The organism is Geobacter sp. OR-1 (assembly GCF_000813145.1).
In the GTDB taxonomy this organism is placed as follows: Bacteria; Desulfobacterota; Desulfuromonadia; order Geobacterales; family DSM-12255; genus Geoanaerobacter.
The window spans coordinates 132,705-146,726 of sequence record NZ_BAZF01000008.1 but is presented as its reverse complement, the minus strand read 5'-3'; the positions used below and the strand labels follow the sequence as shown (position 1 = coordinate 146,726).

Sequence of the window (14,022 nt, the reverse complement as noted above, 5' to 3'; positions counted from 1 at the left end):
GCGGTTGTTACTGGAACCGCGGATTTTTGTTAAAAAATTGGAAGCAGGACTCCATTCGTTGCGTCTGAGCAGACGAGAGTTGCTGGAACTCCACCCCGAGCAGCGTATTTTCCCCCTCCAGCCGTACCCATACCACCCTGGCGGTCACACGCAGCGGCGTCTGCCGGTCATATTCATTCAGAGACTTGAAAGGGGTCATGATCTCCAGGTCAGCCTTGCTGCCAGAGGCAATCTCATGCCGGCCTGGGAGGCGTAGCTGCATTCCGGAGACACTGAAATCACTGGATATCCCTTTTACCTGCACCTGCATTTCCTCGTTTTTCACCAGTACCAGCAGGCTGTTCTGCGCCCGGGGATTGCGGCGGCACTCCTTGACGCTGTTCGGGGGTATGGTTGAGGTCGTGTCAAAGGTAAACCGGGCGATTAAACGGTTGAACTCATGGGTCAGTTTGTTTAGATCCGAACTTATGGTAGCAGTGATTCCTACCTTGGTGCCGTTGTCACTGATGGTGAAAAACAGCGACTCCAGGCTCTGCTGTAAAGCGCTCAGCTTGTGCATCTGCGATTCGCTTACCTCTGAAATCCTCTTGTTGGAGCTGGTCACTTCCCTGACGCTGGCGACCATCCTTTCGATGACTGCAGCAGTGGCGTGGGATTTCTCCTCGGTAACATGGACCCGTTCAACCACCCGCTCCATGGTTTTGGTATTCTGATTGGCCTGGGCGGAAAGTTCGTTGATGATTCGGGAGATCTGTTCGGTCTCCTTGGCGGTCCTCGATGCCAGGTTCCGCACCTCGTCCGCCACCACGGCAAATCCCCGCCCCTGTTCGCCGGCCCTGGCCGCCTCGATGGCAGCGTTGAGCGCCAGCAGGTTGGTCTGGTCCGCGATGTCGCTGATGCTCTCGATGATCGTATGGATCTGCTCGCCGATCCGGTTGAGCCCTTCGGTTTCCTGAGCCGCCCTATTGACCTCCTCCACGGTCAGCTGCAACTGGTCGATATTTTCCCTGGTAGCCAGAAGCCCCTGCTCCGCCTCCCGTTCGGTCTCGATCGACATGGCGCGCATGCTTTCCGCCAGTTCGAGAACGGTTTCGGAGATCATCCTTACTTCCGTGGTTGCAGAGGAGACATCTTCAGCCCTTTTCTGCTGGGTTTGGCTGGCGCCGGCAATTTCATTCGATATCTCTGCAATCTGATAGGACGATTGTTCCATCTGCAGGCTGGCTTCGTTGATGTTTTTCAGGACCTCGATCAGATTTGCGACCATCTGTTTCAGGGATATCAGGATCTTGCTGATTTCATTCCGGCGTTTTACCACTACCTCCTGGCTCAGGTCCCCTTTTGCCATGACCTGGAGATGATTGATGGTGCGGTTGATGGCGGATGTGATCGCCCAGATGTTGATTCCGCCGAACAGCGCGCCGAGTCCTATGAACAGGACCACGGCAATGATCTGGAGCTGCGGGGAATGAAGTGTTCCGGCAACGGTTGCGGCGACGATGCAGAGGCTGTAACAGGTGCAGAGAATGATCAGTCGGTTGCGGATGCTGATGCTCAAATACCAGTTCCATAATGCCATCAATTGCTTGACCCTCCGGGCGCTGATTATTTACCGACGCCATGCAGAAAAAGCAGAGACGCGGCACTTTCTTGTATCGGATTATGATTTCTTAACTTGAAGGTGAAAAAGGATTCTGTGCGATGTTGTGAGGAAGTCCGTGTATTAGCAAAGTGTTCTCTTATCCGCCAAGTCCCCTTGCTCTTGGAGTAAATGGCGATATCATTAAGTTAATTTAAATTCTTGTGGCCTCGTCATCAGATTTGTAACGGCAGATCCGGTAAATTTCCAGACAGCCATTAAGTGGAGGGAGATGGAATGCGGTACCCCGGAATCATTTTCGTCGTGTTGTCTATCGTTACGCTGTTATTTACTCGTCCGGTGCTCAGTCAGACCATTGTGCTCAATACGGCCAACGACTCACCCAATGCAACGGATGATCATAAAGGGATCTGCGACAGGATCATGCTTGAGGCGTTCAAGCGGATGGGGATACCTGTGAAGATCATTGTTCTCCCGTCAGAGCGAGCTCTGATAAACGCAAACGAAGGGATAGATGACGGGAACTATGCGCGGGTCGAGGGGCTGGACAAGCAATATCCCAACCTGATCCGGGTCAAGGAAGAGATCACGACCTTCGAATTCGTCGCTTTTTCCAGAACAGTTCCATTGAAAATCACCGGATGGGAAAGCCTCAAACCCTACAATGTCGGCATAATCACCGGATGGAAAATCCTCGAAAACAACATTGTGGGAGTTAAGTCACTCTCCAAGGTGAGTAACGAACAGCTTCTTTTCAACCTCCTGATCTTAGGCAAGGTGGATCTTGTTGTTTATGACCGCAGGCAGGGGAAAGTCGTTCTCAAGCAGCTGGCTGATAAGGAGATCAAAATTTATAATCCGCCGCTTGCGGTAAGAAAGATGTATCCGTATCTGCACAAACGGCATGCCGATCTGGTCCCACGGCTGGAACAGGTTCTCAGAGCCATGAAGAAAGACGGCACATATAAAAGAATCGTTGACGAGTCACTCCGAACCATTTCAGTAACGGAGTAAATAGATGTCGAGCAGGTTTGGCAGTTCCATAGCAAACAAGTTGACGGCTGCGGTGCTGATCTTCAGTCTGGCGCTCACCCTTTTTTCGGGAATGGGCCTGTTTGCGCTGTATTACCAGGAGGCGATAAATAAAGTTGAGCTAGACCTTCGGCAGATTGGAAAAGCCAATTTGCCCGGCATAACCACCAGCCTCTGGTTAATGGACATGCAGCAGCTGAAGGTTCAGTTGAACTCGCTCTTGAATATCCCCCATGTAGCGGAAGTGAAAATTGAATCGCATGGCCGGATACTGATGTCTGAGGGGGCCGTAAAGCCGGGCCGTACCATGGAGCGGGAGTTCCCGCTCATATACCACTTTGACGGCAGGACAATGCCCTTGGGGACCTTGCAAGTAAAGGTTTGCTCTTCGGATATTTACCGCGACCTTATCGCGGCAACCTACATCAGGTTCCTGTTTCAGGCCGGACAGATAGCCCTGGTATCGATTTTCATGCTGTACATATTTCGGAATATCGTCACACGACGTCTTTCAGCGATATATAAACATATGGCCAAGCTTGACACCGGCAGGCTGCAAGAGTTGTTGATGATGCCGAAGCCGCTGTTGTTCAAGGGGAGGGACGAGCTGGATACATTGGGTGAGTCCTTCAATACCATGATTCACCGGATCGAAGCAGGCATCGACGAGCGCAAACAGGCGGAAGAGCAAATAATAAAACTTAACGTGGAGTTGGAAAGCAGGGTCATTGAACGCACTGCCGAGCTCGAGCGCATGAACAGGGAGCTGGAAGGGTTTTGCTATGCGATTTCGCATGAGTTCAGGGCTCCAATCGCCAGGCTCGAAGGTTTCGGGGCCATGATGCTGGAGATTGCAGAGGGGAAAGGTGAAGTTCAGCTTGTCCACTGTGCCCGGCGCCAAGTTGCTGCCAGCAACCGGCTCAGAACGGTCATCGACTCGCTTCTTGACATGAACCGCCTTTCCCGGGCCGACATGCTCAAACAAAATGTAAATCTGTCGCTGATGGCGACACAGATAGTTGCGGAACTTCGCATAAACAGCGCAGAGCATCCGTTTCATACTGTCATAGCCCCGGAGGTAACAGCCACGGGTGATCGGCGCATACTGGAAATATGCCTGCGTAACCTGCTGGGAAACGCGGTCAAATACAGTGCCCGGACTCCTGATGCTGCGGTCGAGTTCGGCCAAAAAAACATTGACGGGGAAAGAGTCTATTTTGTGAGGGATAACGGCGTGGGATTCGAGATGGAGTATGCAAAAAACATCTTCCAGCCGTTCTGCCGCCTACACCACGAAGGCGAATTCGAAGGTACCGGAATAGGATTGGCCACGGTTCACCGTATCATCGAGAAGCATAATGGCAGGATCTGGGCTGATGCGGCTCCGGGGGAAGGCGCAACCTTTTACTTCACGCTCGGGGTTCAAGGAGGGGAGTGATGAAGGGTCTGCCAGTGCTAGACCCGCCATCGCTCCCCATTACCTCGTCGAAATATCATGCCCTGACGTTTTCAGCTCATTAACCACCGTTTCGGCAAGCTTCGGCAGCAGTTCGGCCAGGATCGGCGACAGCTCGACGCCGGCCTCGTAGGAAGCCGGGATCACGCCGAACAGGGTCACTTCATCAGGTGTCCGGCCGCGGAGATCTGAGAGGGTGAGCACCTCCTGGATACCGATCTGGTGCGGAGACATCTTGATCGGCAGCTTACCGAGCAGGAACTCTTCCTTTTCAAAGCGGAATACATCGCCCGGCTCACCTTTGGCATCTATGACATCAACCAGGTAGACCCGGTCGGCCTCTTCCAGCAGGTGGGTGACCATGATCCCCAGCGTACCGCCATCGTAAAGCTCGACATCTTCGGGAAAGGTGTAGTTGTCCTGCAGATATTTGATGAAATGAACGCCGAACCCCTCATCCGAGAGAAGCAGGTTACCAGCGCCAAAAATCAGAGTTGTCATAAAAGTTCCTCTGAACGTTCTATTTTTCGCAAGATCAAGGCTGTCAAGGGATTGCGCGGAGGCGTAGCAGCGCTACGCCGCACAAGGAATCCCGAAGACTTACGCAGATATTGCGGAAAAGAGGACGTTCTTTACATCACCTTGACCTTGGTGATCTCTTTCCCCTCCGGATCGATGGTATGCACGGCACATGCGATGCACGGATCAAAGGAGTGAATGGTGCGGAGCACTTCCAGCGGTTTATCCGGCTGTGCCACTGGGTTGCCGACCAGCGAGGCCTCGTATGGCCCCAACACCCCTTTCTCGTCTCTCGGCGAGGCATTCCAGGTCGAGGGTACTACTGCCTGGTAGTTCTTGATCTTGCGGTTTTCGATCACGATCCAGTGTGACAGTGTGCCGCGCGGCGCTTCATGGAATCCGACCCCCTTGAAATCGCCCTTGGGAATTTCTGTATGGTTTGCGTAGACCTTGTCCCCCTTGCCAACATTCTCCACCAGCTTGTCCAGGTATTCCAGGGAATAGTCGGCCATGATATGCGCCCTGATCGCCCTGGCGCCCAGGCGGCCCATGGTGGAGTGGAGGTCGTTGACGCCGACCCCGATCTTACGGCAGGTATCGTCAACCAGCTTCTTCACCTTGGCATTGCCGCCGGCATAGGCTGCCAGGAGCTGTGCCGGCGGACCGACCTGCACCGGTTTGCCGTTCAGGCGCGGCGCCTTGCACCAGCTGTATTTGCCGTTATCCTGAAAGTCTGTGTACTTCGGTTTGGTCTCGCCTTCCCAGGGGTGAAGCGTGCGGTCCCCCTCGTACCATGCATGTGCCACGTTTTCCTTGATGTTGGCGATCAGGTCGAGATCCTGGTGGTTGGTGATAACCCTGGCACCCTTGACGTCACCGTTGGCGATGATTGCGCCGGGGAGGGCAAACTTGGTGTTCCTGGTGTCTTCCGCCATCTCCGGTACGGCCAGGTAGTTCACGACTCCGCGGCCATACTTGAACCACTCCTTGTAGGCAGAGGCGATGGCGACCATGTCCGGATAATACACCTGCTGCACGAAGTCGCGGGTTTCCTCCATAAGTGCCCGCATGGCCGCGATCTTCTCTATGTTGATGGTGGCAAGGTTTTCCATGTTGATGGCCGTGGCGACTCCGCCGACGCAGAGATTCTGGATATGGGGGTTCTTGCCGCCGAGTATGGCCACAGCCTGGGCAGCCTTGCGCTGATAATCGAGCGCTTTCAGGTAGTGGGCCACAGCCATCAGGTTCACCTCGGGCGGCAGCTTCATTGCCGGGTGTCCCCAGTAGCCGGACGAGAAGATCCCGAGCCTGCCGGTGTCCACAAAGGATTTCAGCTTCTGCTGCACCGCCTTGAATTCGGTTTCGCTGTTCCCCGGCCAGTTGGAGATGCTCTGGGCTATCTGGGCGGTCTTCTTCGGGTCGGCCTTGAGCGCCGAAACCACATCGATCCAGTCAAGGGCGGAGAGGTGGTAGAAGTGGACGATATGGTCCTGCACCGAATGCTGGGCCATGATGATGTTCCTCACGTACTGGGCGTTGAGCGGCACCTCAACCTTGAGGGCATGTTCGACCGCACGGATGGACGAAATGGCGTGGACCGTGGTGCAGACGCCGCAGAACCGCTGGGCGTAAATCCAGGCGTCCTCGGGCGGGCGCCCCTGGAGAATGGTCTCTATGCCGCGCCACATCTGGGCGGATGACCAGGCGTTGGTGACGGAGCCGCCGTTTACTTCAACATCGATCCTCAAATGACCTTCGATTCTGGTGATCGGGTCAAGGGTTATGCGAGCCATATATTTGTTCCTCCGGGAGATGATTTCTATTGCTTACGTCTTGGGGGCCTCTATGCCTTCTGGGCCGTTTCCGCCGCGGCATCGATCTGCTGTCTGGTGTGCAGCCGCGGCAGCACCGGCAGGATCTTTACGATCACCTGGTAGCCGAGGATCTCGAAGGCAACGATGCCGACGGTGATCATCAGTTCCGCCAGTGCCGGGAAATAACGCCATCCTTTCCCCGGGTTGAACCCGATGAGATAGACGTTGAAACGGTACAGGGCGCCGCCGACCACTATCAGGGCTGCGGAGACGAAGAGCCAGCGGATCGACTCCCTTCTGCGGCTGCTGAACAGCAGGAACGACCCGGCAGCGATCAGGCAGAACTCCAGCAGGAAGAACCGGGAGTAAAAGTCGAATGACAGCGCCTTGGCCAGCTGGCCGCGCCAGGCGAGATCGCCGATCACAACACTCAGCCAGATGACCGTCAGCCAGGGGATAATCCTTGCCAGTCCGGAGAGTTCCTTGGTCTCGAACGGGCGCTTGAAGGCATAGCACGAGATGACCGATTCGAGAATGGCGATGGAGTAGCCGATGTACATGCAGTTGATCAGGAACAGGAGCGGCAGGAACCCGGTATGCCAGAGCGGATGGAGCTTGGTGGATGCGATCAGCAGCAGCGAGCCGAGCGACGACTGGTGCATGGTCGGCAGGGTAATCCCGAGCACGATGATGAAAATCAGCACCTTGTCCAGCCTCGGCTTGAGCCAGGTTGCGCCTGCCCTGACAAAATCGAGCTTATGCTGCAGGGCCTCCTTGTCCGGCGCGATCCTGGGGCTGAGCCAGGCAATAATCGCCTGGGCCATTTCCCACTTGGTGTTCTCTAGGGTGGTCAGGATTGCCGGGAGGAATTCGATCGCCAGAACCGTGGTGTAGGCCATGACGCAGAGCGCGACCTCGAACATGGCCGAATTCGCCTGCCACTGGGAAGGGATGAAGAAGTTATAGGCGTTCCAGGGGCGGCCGACATCGACCATGACCGAAAATCCCGCCAGCCCGTAGCCGAACATGCTGGTAAGGATTGCCGACCGGATCATCGGGTGGTAGTGCATCCTGTTCCTGATATAGACCAGGATCGCCATGGCATAGCCGCCGCAGGCTATGGCCGTGCCGGTGGCGACGTCGTAGGTGATCCAGATCCCCCACGGGTAGCCGTCGCTCATGTTCGAGACCGCGCCGATCCCCTTGATGAAGCGGAGCGCCACCAGGCAGAAGCCGATAAGCGTCAGCACCAGCAGGACTATGAATGACGGGGTGAATATTTTTGCCTCATGTTTTTGGTACTCGCCGTGGCCCATCAGGCACCCCCCTGCTTGTCAGTATCATTATGATGATCCTTCTCATCCGGGCCGTGCGTGCGCATGTTCTTTACCGCGATCCAGCAGAGGGTGCCGTACAGCGCTACTGGAGCGACAAAGCCCTTGTAGATGGTGTGCTGGATTTTTTCCGAGAATTCTGCCGGCGCCTCATCTTTCAGCACCGGCAGGCCGAGCTTGTTGAACTGCATGCTGGCAAGGTAAAGGTGGTTGGCGCCGCCGACCTCCTTTTCCCCGTAGATATGGTTGAGGTATTTGCCCGGGTTTTCGGCCAGACGTTTTTGCGCCTCTGCCAGCAGATCGCCCCTCTTGCCGAACATGATCGCCCCGGCTGGACAGACCTCGGCGCAGGCGGTGATCCCTTTCTGGCGCAGGTTGGTGTTCTTGCAGAGATCGCATTTGACGATCTGGGGGATGGCACGGTCCCACTGGAACTTGGGGATGTTGAAGGCGCAGGCGACCTGACAGTAGCGGCAGCCGATGCAGGTGTTCTTGTTGTAGTCGACGATGCCGGTCTCCGGGTCGCGGGTCATGGCCGCGACCGGGCAGACCGATACGCAGGACGGTTTCTGGCAGTGCATGCAGGAGTATTTGACGTAAGACCAGTCTCGTTCCGACTCCTTGAACAGCTTGATCAGGGTCCGGGTGCTGCCGGAGAGGTCCTGCGGAGCATCCCAGAGGCCGTCCCGGTCGAACGATGCCTGTTCGTAAGCGAGACTGCCGTAATCGCCGTTCACTCTCTTGCAGGCCGCCATGCACGCCTTGCAGCCAACGCATTTCGTGGCATCGTACAGCATTGAGAGGGTGTTGTTGTTGACCTTCCGGTGCGCTTCGGATGCCGAGGCCTTGCCCGTGGTCAGAATAGCCGCCCCTGCTGCCGCTACCTTCAGGAATTGACGCCTATTGGTCTTTTTCATGCGTCTCCTCCCCCTTGTCCGGAGCATCGGGAAGTTTGCGGGCAAGCATGGCGCCGGCGCCGACGGCGGCCCCTGCGGCAAGGCCGATCACGCCGGTCGTGAGCGGATCCGGCCCTTTACCCTTTTCCTTCAGGTCAACCGGGGCATAGCTGTCGAACGGGGTCGGCTCGTGGATCTGGACTTTATCGGCAATGGCGGTCTTGAACAGGATATCCGGCTCGGTGCAGCCGATGCATGGATGACCGACCGAGACCGGCCAGACACCCATATCGTTGAACCGCTGGACCGAACAGTTGGCATAGGTTGCCGGCCCCTTGCACCCAAGCTTGTACAGGCAGTACCCCTGGCTGTGGCCGTCGTCGCCGTAGGCCTTGGCAAACCGGCCGGCATCGAAGTGGGGCCGGCGCTCGCAATGCTCATGAATCTTCCGGCCGTAGGCAAATTTAGGGCGCCCCATGGCATCGAGTTCGGGGAGCTTCTTGAAAGTCACGTAATAGAGCACTGTGGAGAGGAAGTTGTACGGGTTGGGGGGGCAGCCGGGGATATTGATGATCGGTTTGTCCTTGACGATATCCCTTACCCCGACAGCGCCGGTGGGGTTGGGGCCGACCGATTGAATCCCGCCGTAGCTGGCGCAGGTGCCGATGGCAATGATGGCAAGCGCACCGTCTGCGGCCTTCTGCAAAGACTCAAGGGCGGTTTTGCCCGATATCTTGCAGAATATGCCGTTTTCCTTGGTTGGAATGGCTCCCTCAACAACGAGGATATATTTCCCTTTGTTGGCCAGCATCGAGTCATGAAGCGACTTTTCGGCCTGATGCCCGGACCCGGCCATCAGAGTCTCGTGGTAGTCGAGCGACACCAGGTCCAGGATCAGGCTGGACACCGTCGGATGGGTCGAACGGAGCAGCGACTCGGAACAGCCGGTGCACTCCTGAAAATGAAGCCAGATAACTGCCGGCCTGTTGTCTTCCTTTTGTGCCGCTTCGGCAATCCTGGTGACCATGCCGAACGGCAGACCGAGCATTGCCGAAACCGTAACGCAGGTCTTGATGAAATCGCGCCGGGAGACCCCGGAAGTACTCTTTTGCTCCGCCATGTACCCTCCGAACCGCCTTAATATTGTGTAGACATGTAAACGAAATCAATCCATAAGGGCAACCGGCGTGCCATTATCGTTAACCCTTTGTAACTGGTCGTAATTACAGGGTATAGTGAGGTTAGGAGCCGGATGAGAGTCCCTGCCGGGGAAAAGCATGTTGCATCATTTTGTCCGGTATTGTATCGTTTTGACGCAATCCTTCGCGAGGTTCAGTTATGAAGACCGTATTTATCTGTGATGACGAAAAAGATATACTCAACTTCCTGGGCAAGCTGCTGAAGGTCAACAGCTACAGGTTTGAAACCTTCGACTCGGCCACCGCTCTTTTGGCGAGGCTTGAAGCCGACCCGGCGCCGGAATGCGATGCGGTGCTCATGGATGTCCGGATGCCGGATCTGGACGGTATTCAGGCGATGAAACGGTTGAAACGCCGGTCGCCGGGAATCCCGGTCGTGGTCATGACCGGACATGGCACCATAGACGATGCGGTGCACGCCATTAAACTTGGTGCTTACGACTACATAACGAAGCCATTTCCCAAGGAAAAGCTCCTCGGTGTCCTGGACCGGCTTTTTGACCATGCCCGGCTCGCCAGGGAGAACCGGGAGCTGCGCGAGGAGCTTCATCTTTCTGCGCATACCGGACCGATCGTGTTCCGGAGTGCGGCATTCCGGGAGGTTTATGACCTGACGCTCCAGGTTGCGGCGAGTGACGCCAATATTCTGGTTACGGGCGAATCCGGCACCGGCAAGGAGCTGATCGCGGCAGCGGTCCATAATAACAGCCTGCGCAAGGGGAAGCAGCTGGTCTCCGTGAACTGCGCGGCCCTCTCGGATACTTTGCTCGAAAGCCAGCTGTTCGGCCACATGCGCGGGGCCTTTACCGGTGCGGTCATGAATCAGAAGGGGCTTCTGGAAGAGGCTGATGGCGGCACGCTTTTTCTTGACGAGATCGGCGATGTCAGCCCGGCGATCCAGGCAAAGCTGCTGCGGGTGATCCAGCAGAAGGAATTTATCGTGGTCGGCTCGACCAAACCGCGTTCGGTCGATGTCCGGTTCGTGGCTGCCACGAATCGGGACCTGATGCTGGAGGTCAAGGAGGGGCGATTCCGGGAAGATCTGTACTACCGGCTCAATGTCATAGGCATTCCCCTGCCGCCGCTCAGGGAGAGGCTTGATGATGTCGAGCCGCTGGCCCGGCATTTCCTGGCAATCTATTCGGCCCGGATGAAAAAAGGTGTGCGCTCCATAGCCGAGGATGCCATCCGGCTGCTGCTGGATTACGACTGGCCGGGAAATGTCAGGGAGCTGGAAAACGTGATCGAGCGCGGGGTGATCCTGGCCAGAACCGATATCCTGACCGCAGATCTGCTCCCGGTCGGAGCCCGGAAAAAGGATCAGGCGCAAAATCTAGCGGGGCAGCTGATCCCGTTGGATGAAATAGAGCGGCGGCATATATGTTCGGTTCTGCTGGAGACCGGTTTCCACAAGAGCAGGACTGCCGAAATCCTGGAGATATCCCGCAAGACCCTTGACCGAAAGATCGCCGAATATAACATTGCCGATCCGGGCAATAAATGAAAAGCATCAGATCGTCCATACGGCTTAAGCTCACCGTTGCGACCATGATCCCGCTGGTGGCGGCAATTACCCTTTTCTGGATAATCGGTTCGACTCTCATAACCACCAGGATCTTTGCCCAGGCCCAGAACAAGGTAAAAACCGATCTCAACGCGGCACATGAACTGCTTGTCGCCGAGCAGACCCGGACCGAAGACATCATCCGGCTCACCGGGCTTTCCCCTGAGCTCGCCGATTCGGTCGAGAATTCATCTCTGGCCGCGATTGCGGTGCAGCTCAATGGCGTGCTGCGCAATGAGCGGCTTGCCTTCCTGACGGTTGTCGACCGCTTCGGAATGGTCATCTACAGGGCAGCCAACCCGGGGCTCAAAGGAGATTCGCTCGCCACCGCCCAGTTGGTGGCAAAAGCGCTCGACGGGGTTGCTTACAGCGGAGTCAGCGTCATTGCGGCCAGTGAAGCGGGCAAAGAAAACCCGCTGCTGCCGGGACTGATGCAGGTGCCGATTAAAGAGACTCCGCATGCACGGACTTACGCCAAAAAAGTGGAGGACCGGGGGATGTTTCTCGTGGCGGCATCCCCGCTTAAGTCGGCTGCGGGCAAGACCGTCGGTGCGGTATACGGCGGCACGCTTCTGAATAACGACAACTCCCTGCCTGACCGGATCAGCAGGGTTGTATTCGACCGTGGGGAAGGTGGGAGCGGGAACGCCACGATTTTCCTGGACGATGTCAGGATCGCCACGACCGTTATTGACCAGAGCGGCACCAGGGCAATAGGTACGCGCATGTCAGAAGAGGTGTTCGGTGAGGTCATCCGGGGGGAGAAATGGACCGGCCGGGCCTTTGTGTTCAATGCGTGGCATTTGTCCGCTTACGAGCCGGTTCGCGACATTACCGGCAGCATTGTCGGCGCTCTCTATGCCGGTACTCCCGAGCAGCCGCTGCTTGAGGTTCGGTGGCGCATTCAACTGATTTTCACCGGCGTAATCATGTTCGTGACCCTGCTGGGAGTATTTGTCTCTGCCTGGATAAGCTCGCGTCTTTCCAGCCCGATAAAGGCGCTCGAAGAAGGGGCGAGAAGGATCGCTTCAGGGGCAAGCCTTCCGGATATCCAGGTTGACACCAATGATGAGATCGCGTCGCTGGCCAACGAGTTTAATGCGATGAAAAAGCGGCTTCAGGAGCGGGAGGCAGAGATCCTGACCTTGAACCGGACCCTTGAGCATAAGGTTGTCGAACGTACGACGCAGTTGGAAGAGCAGGGAGCGAGATTGCTGGAGGCCCAGGCCGAACTGGCACGCTCCGAAAGATTGGCTGGATTGGGTATGCTGTCAGCAGGGGTGGCGCATGAAATCAACAACCCGCTGGCCATAATCAGGGGGAATGCCGAATTGCTGCAGTTGGCCAGCCCTGCCGATTCCGAAAACGGCGATGAAGTTCTTGCCATTATGCGCCAGGTTGCCAGGATCGAGCGGATCATCCGTAATCTGCTCGTTTTCTCCCGCGGTACGGAAAAACGGATTACCAGGCTCTCTCTGGGCGGCCTTCTGGACGAGATTCTCGATCAGATTCATCATCAGGTTCAAATGGACCATTATCTGGTTTTCAGAGAGTACCTGAGTGTACCGGTAACCCTTGAGGGGGACGAGGACCAGCTGAGGCAAGTGTTTACCAATCTGATCGTCAACGGCCTGCAGGCCATGGACCGGGGCGGGGCGCTTACTGTCGGCGTGGCGGTGGATGACCCGGCAGACGTGTGCCGGGTCAGCATCGCCGATACCGGCCCCGGGATAGCTGCCGAACAGATGGATAAACTGTTTACTCCATTCTTTACGACCAAGCGGGGTGGCACGGGGCTGGGGTTAGCAGTTTCCTACGGAATAGTCAGGGATCACGGGGGCGATATTTTTGCTGAAAGTTCTGCCGGCAACGGCGCGGTATTCACGGTGTTGCTGCCGTTACGCCAGGAAGGCACGGGAGAGCTTTAGTTGGCAGCAACGGTTAACCTGTTGGGAGAAAGGGTGGGCATTTCCCTGGTTGGCGTGGGCATAACAAGTGAAAGCTTGACCTTTTCCCTGGGGGTCTGAGCAGGAACGCTGCTGCGACATTTTATTATGTCGGTAACCTTGTAGGACAGGCTCTGTTCCTTGATAGCCCGTTCATGCACCATGCGGTTGTAATCAGCGGTGGTCCGCGTTATCCGGCTCTCGACTTCGTCGAGCCTGGACAGCATTGTTCTAAAAACCGGATCTTTCATGAGCTTAGGGAATGTTTCCTGAGAAACAACCAGTTTGGCAAGCGTCGCGGTGAGCGCTTCCTGCTGGTCCCGATAAGCGGCAATTCCAGCCGGATCCGCAGGTGTTGCCGGGGTACAGCTTGTCGCCGCCTTGAACGATTCTGCCAGGGCGGTCAGTTCAGCGGAAGCACTTGACAGGCTCATTCCCCTCTGAAGGAACGGACCGATGAGTGCGAGCCGCTGTTGATAGGCTGCTTCGGCTTTACTCCATGCCATAGCCACGGCATCGTCCTGGTTCGGATTGCCGAGCATGCAGGCTGTTGTTGTTAAAAGGGCAACAATGCTGAGGAGTGCAAAATGCCACTTGTTCATATCTTCCCCTTTCAGGGGGTGCTTGCATATTGGGTAAGTTAGACTAATGTATTATCCGGG

General features: G+C 56.2%; 11 protein-coding genes. 4 read left to right on the top strand and 7 right to left on the bottom strand.

The window, feature by feature from the left end:
• Window positions 1–7: 7 nt before the first annotated feature.
• Window positions 8–1,579, bottom strand: coding sequence for a methyl-accepting chemotaxis protein (locus OR1_RS10520; RefSeq protein ID WP_041971794.1), 1,572 nt, complete (start codon window positions 1,577–1,579; stop codon window positions 8–10).
• A gap of 297 nt (window positions 1,580–1,876) precedes the next feature.
• Between OR1_RS10520 and OR1_RS10515 the strand changes: the two genes are divergently transcribed.
• Entirely contained in the window at window positions 1,877–2,614 is a 738-nt protein-coding gene (locus OR1_RS10515; RefSeq protein WP_052440379.1) for an ABC transporter substrate-binding protein, read from the top strand.
• A gap of 4 nt (window positions 2,615–2,618) precedes the next feature.
• Entirely contained in the window at window positions 2,619–4,070 is a 1,452-nt protein-coding gene (locus OR1_RS20805) for an ATP-binding protein (protein WP_052440378.1), read from the top strand.
• 39 nt (window positions 4,071–4,109) lie between these two features.
• Here the strand turns inward: OR1_RS20805 and OR1_RS10505 are convergent, their stop codons facing one another.
• The 5 genes from OR1_RS10505 to OR1_RS10485 all read right to left on the bottom strand — a co-directional run bounded on the left by OR1_RS10505 (window position 4,110) and on the right by OR1_RS10485 (window position 9,771).
• A complete protein-coding gene (locus tag OR1_RS10505; protein ID WP_041971793.1) occupies window positions 4,110–4,589 on the bottom strand; it encodes a HyaD/HybD family hydrogenase maturation endopeptidase in 480 nt (159 codons plus the stop codon).
• A 131-nt stretch (window positions 4,590–4,720) separates the two neighbouring features.
• Window positions 4,721–6,400, bottom strand: a complete 1,680-nt coding sequence (locus tag OR1_RS10500) for a nickel-dependent hydrogenase large subunit (protein WP_041971792.1) — start codon at window positions 6,398–6,400, stop codon at window positions 4,721–4,723.
• 50 nt (window positions 6,401–6,450) lie between these two features.
• Window positions 6,451–7,737 carry a Ni/Fe-hydrogenase cytochrome b subunit gene (gene hybB, locus OR1_RS10495; RefSeq protein WP_041971791.1) on the bottom strand — a complete coding sequence of 429 codons (1,287 nt, stop codon included), beginning with the start codon at window positions 7,735–7,737 and terminating at the stop codon, window positions 6,451–6,453.
• Complete coding sequence (gene hybA / locus OR1_RS10490; RefSeq protein ID WP_041971790.1) at window positions 7,737–8,672, bottom strand: hydrogenase 2 operon protein HybA; 936 nt, start codon at window positions 8,670–8,672, stop codon at window positions 7,737–7,739. The genes hybB and hybA overlap by 1 nt, the downstream gene beginning before the upstream one ends.
• Complete coding sequence (locus OR1_RS10485; RefSeq protein ID WP_041971789.1) at window positions 8,656–9,771, bottom strand: hydrogenase small subunit; 1,116 nt, start codon at window positions 9,769–9,771, stop codon at window positions 8,656–8,658. Before OR1_RS10485 ends, hybA begins: the two co-directional genes overlap by 17 nt.
• 218 nt (window positions 9,772–9,989) lie before the next feature.
• Here OR1_RS10485 and OR1_RS10480 point away from each other — a divergent pair, with 218 nt between their 5' ends.
• Both OR1_RS10480 and OR1_RS10475 read left to right on the top strand, forming a co-directional pair.
• The gene (locus OR1_RS10480) at window positions 9,990–11,354 is read left to right on the top strand and encodes a sigma-54 dependent transcriptional regulator (protein WP_041971788.1); all 1,365 of its coding nucleotides are present in this window, start codon (window positions 9,990–9,992) and stop codon (window positions 11,352–11,354) included.
• Window positions 11,351–13,342 carry a cache domain-containing protein gene (locus OR1_RS10475; RefSeq protein ID WP_041971787.1) on the top strand — a complete coding sequence of 664 codons (1,992 nt, stop codon included), beginning with the start codon at window positions 11,351–11,353 and terminating at the stop codon, window positions 13,340–13,342. The genes OR1_RS10480 and OR1_RS10475 overlap by 4 nt, the downstream gene beginning before the upstream one ends.
• Here the strand turns inward: OR1_RS10475 and OR1_RS10470 are convergent.
• On the bottom strand, window positions 13,339–13,962 hold the full coding sequence (locus tag OR1_RS10470) for a LemA family protein (RefSeq protein ID WP_041971785.1): 624 nt from the start codon (window positions 13,960–13,962) through the stop codon (window positions 13,339–13,341). The two genes, OR1_RS10475 and OR1_RS10470, sit on opposite strands and share 4 nt — an antisense overlap.
• Between the last annotated feature and the right edge of the window lie 60 nt (window positions 13,963–14,022).